The organism is Haloferax sp. s1, assembly GCF_058382125.1.
Genome location: NZ_JBZRPK010000373.1, coordinates 1 through 3,759 on the forward strand (window position 1 = coordinate 1; position 3,759 = coordinate 3,759).

The following is a 3,759-nucleotide window of genomic DNA, read 5'->3' on the forward strand; positions in this document are numbered from 1 at the left end:
GAAGCCAACTGCTCGCTACCCCGAGTCGGTCGCACCCGGTCTCGCTAGTTCGTCCGGCGACATGCTCCTCGTCGGGTTCGAGAACCTGACTGACTTCGACGCCCCCGTCGCGGCCGACCACCTCACGGCCGCTGGCGTTCCGTTCTCGGTCCGCGGCGTTACCCTTGAGTTCCCCAAATCGTTCCGCTCCGACGCGAAGGTAACGCGCTTCGCAAAGGCGCTTGACCGCGACGAGTCCGTAGATGGCGGAACGGCTCGGTCCGTCCTCGCCGACGCCATCGACGCCGAACTGGACGGCGAGACTCGCGTCGGGTTCCCGGCGATGCTCGGCGACGACCACGACGACGAGGTCCGCGACGAACTCGCAGACCGACTCGGCGTGCCCGTCTTCGAAGTCCCGACCGGCCCGCCGAGTCTCCTCGGTCTCAAACTCGAAGATATGCTGTTCGACGCCCTCGACGAAGCGGGCGTCCGCATCTCCGCTGGCAACCCGGCGGTCGATTTCGAGGCCGAAGACGGGCGTATCGAGACGGTCATCGTCGACCAGAAAAGCCGCCGAACGCCCTACGAGGCCGACCAAATCGTCCTCGCGACGGGCGGACTCGTCGGGAAGGGAATCGATTCGGACCGCGAACACATCACCGAACCCGTCTTCGGGTGCCACATTCCGCACCCCGAGGACCGCTATGAGTGGTCCGAACCCGAAGCGTTCGGAAGTCACGCATTCGCGCGCTTCGGCGTCGTCCCCGACGACGAACTGCGCCCGACCGACGAAGACGGAGCGGTACAGTTCGAGAACCTGCGTGCGGCGGGCGGCGTCGTCGGCGGCGCCGACATCGCACGCGAAAAATCCGCGAGCGGCGTCTCGCTTTCGACCGGCGCGGTCGCCGGACGCCTCGCGGGAGAGGAGGCAACCCAATGAGCGACGCAGAGTCACCGACAAATCCGAACCTCAACCCCGGCGCACAGACAGACGACTTCGAAGCGGTCGAGGTGTTCCCCGAGAGCACCGACATGGACCTCCGACCCGGCGCGGACAACTGTTACAAGTGCACCGCCTGTGACGTGTCCTGTCCGGTCGCGGAAGTCGACGACGAGTTCCCCGGACCGAAGTTCCAAGGCCCGGAGCAGTGGCGTCTCAAGCGCAAAGACGACGAACCCGTCGACGACTCCATCATGTCGTGTTCGAACTGCATGCGCTGTGACGACGCCTGTCCGTCGGGCGTCCCGCTCAGCCAGATGCACAACACGGCCCGCGGCGAGTACGTCGAAGAGGAGATGGACAAACTCTCGCGGGAGTACATCCGCAACCGCATCCTCGCCAACTACGGGACGCTCGCCCAACTGGGCAGTATGTTCCCCCGCCTGACGAACGCCATGATGGGGAACTCGCTCGTCCAGATGGTCAACGAGAAAGTGCTCGGTATTACGTCCGAACGTGACTTCCCCGCGTTCGCCACGCAGACGTTCCGCGAGTGGTGGAACGAACGCGGCGGCCCGAAGGTCCGCTCCGAAGAAAAGCGCGTCGCCTACTTCCACGGCTGTTACTCCAACTACAACACGCCCGAAGTCGGCAAGGCGATGGTGCGCGTCTTCGAGTCGTTCGGCTACGAAGTCGTCGTCCCCAAGCAGCGCTGTTCCGGGACGCCGATGTTCGCAAACGGGATGTTGGAGGACGCAAAACGCGCCGCCGGTATCAACGTCGAGAACTTCTCCGGCCTGCTCAACGAGGGCTACGATGTCATCGCGTCGTGTACCTCGTGTTCGATGTCGCTCCGCCAGGAGTACCCCGAACTGTTCGACATCGACGGCATCAAAGACGTATCCGAACACACCTACGAGGCGCTCGAATACCTCCGCATCCACGAGAACCTCGAAGACGAGCTTCGAGAAGTGTCCGTCGACGACCAGTCGTTCGCCTACCACGCGCCGTGTCACGCCCGCAATCAGGGTCTCGACCGGCAGTCAGTCGAACTGTTCCGTGAACTCGACGGCGTCGAAATCGAGGACGTGGGCGACTCCTGTTCCGGCATCTCCGGTACCTACGGCTGGAAGGAAGAGAAATACGACAAGTCGATGCAAATCGCTGCCGACATGTTCGACCACATGGAGCACGCCCAAGGCGACGTCGGGATGACCGAGTGTCCGACGTGTTCGATGCAGATGGAACACGGCACGGGCTACGACATCAAGCACCCGCTGCAGCTCCTCGAAGAAGCGTTAGTCTGAGACGCGCAGGAGAGCGCGCACCCAAAGCGGTTGGCAGTCGCCGCCGCTATCGACCTTGCGTCCAGTTCGAGTCAGCAGGCGCACAACGACATACATACACAAAATCCGCTGAAAACTCGATAAACCGGTAGAATAGTTTCTGTTACGACTGATCTAGTTCGTCAGTGACGAACGCGTAGGGTCTGTCCACCCCGACATTTCGAAAACATAACTATTAGGGGTGGGCGTACGAAATGTTTTGCCGATTATCCCTACGTAGAGTGCCTCTCCAACGGAGTTATCTATTCGAGGTAGTTAATCGGGAGTAAAGAAAGATTTATCATATAATTTGTGCACGTTTGTACTGGTAGGACTCTCGTTCGGAGAGTTCGTATCGAGGTTGGTTAGAAATGTCAGGAGAAACATACGTTGGTGCCATCGACCAAGGTACCACAGGCACGCGCTTCATGGTGTTCGACCACGACGGAAAGGTGGTCGCCAACGCCTACGAGAAGCACGAACAGATTTACCCCGAACCCGGTTGGGTCGAACACGACGCAAACGAGATTTGGGAGAATACGAAGACGGTCATCAACGAGGCGCTCAACGACGCGCTTCTCGACCCGGAACAACTCGAAGCAATCGGTATCACGAACCAGCGCGAGACGACCATCGTCTGGGACCGTGAGACTGGACAGCCGATTCACAACGCCATCGTCTGGCAGGACCGCCGCACGACGGACCGAATCGAGACGCTCGAAGCGGACGGTAAGACGGACGAAGTGCGCGCGAAGACGGGACTCGAACCCGACGCATACTTCTCTGCGACGAAGGCCGAATGGATACTCGATAACTCCGACCCCATCAAGCTTCAGCGCTCGCGACCCGAAGATATCCGCGACCGCGCCGCGGAAGGCGAACTCGCCTTCGGTACCATCGACACGTGGCTCATCTACAAGCTGACGGGTAACCACATCACGGACGTTACCAACGCGTCGCGGACCATGTTGTTCAACATCCACGACATGGAGTGGGACGACGAACTCCTCGACGAGTTCAACGTCCCCCGCGAGATTCTCCCCGAAGTTCGACCGTCGTCTGACGACGACCACTACGGCGAGACCGACGCAAGCGGCTTCCTCGGTGCCGAAGTGCCCGTCGCGGGTGCGCTCGGCGACCAGCAGGCCGCGCTGTTCGGCCAGACCTGTTTCGACGCTGGCGACGCCAAGAACACCTACGGTACCGGTTCGTTCATGCTCATGAACACCGGCGAAGAGGCAGTCATGTCCGAACACGGCCTGCTTACGACCGTCGGCTTCCAGCGTTCCGGCGAACCCGTCCAGTACGCTCTCGAAGGGTCGATTTTCATCACCGGCGCGGCTATCGAATGGCTCGAAGACATGACGCTCATCGAGAACGCCTCCGAGTCCGAAAAGCTCGCTCGGTCGGTCGACTCGACTGACGGCGTCTACTTCGTTCCCGCTTTCGCCGGTCTCGGTGCGCCGCACTGGGACCAGCGTGCCTGTGGGACGATTGTCGGCGTTACTGTCG

3 protein-coding genes are annotated in these 3,759 nt (G+C 61.2%); all 3 read left to right on the plus strand.

Going from position 1 to position 3,759, the window contains the following annotated elements:
- The coding region (glpB, locus tag QT222_RS04670; protein WP_491476456.1) for a glycerol-3-phosphate dehydrogenase subunit GlpB at positions 1 to 922 on the plus strand (922 nt) is incomplete at its 5' end.
- Positions 919 to 2,229 (plus strand): anaerobic glycerol-3-phosphate dehydrogenase subunit C, encoded by a 1,311-nt coding sequence (locus QT222_RS04675; protein ID WP_491476457.1) that lies wholly within the window; start codon positions 919 to 921, stop codon positions 2,227 to 2,229. The genes glpB and QT222_RS04675, both read left to right, overlap by 4 nt.
- Positions 2,230 to 2,618: 389 nt before the next feature.
- Positions 2,619 to 3,759, plus strand: a 1,141-nt coding sequence (locus QT222_RS04680; protein WP_491476458.1) for an FGGY-family carbohydrate kinase, incomplete at its 3' end; no start/stop codon positions are given.

What these genes read in the sequence shown, in the direction of transcription:
- QT222_RS04675 (WP_491476457.1), top strand. Translation starts at nt 919, where the DNA reads ATGAGCGACGCAGAGTCACCGACAAATCCGAACCTCAACCCCGGCGCA.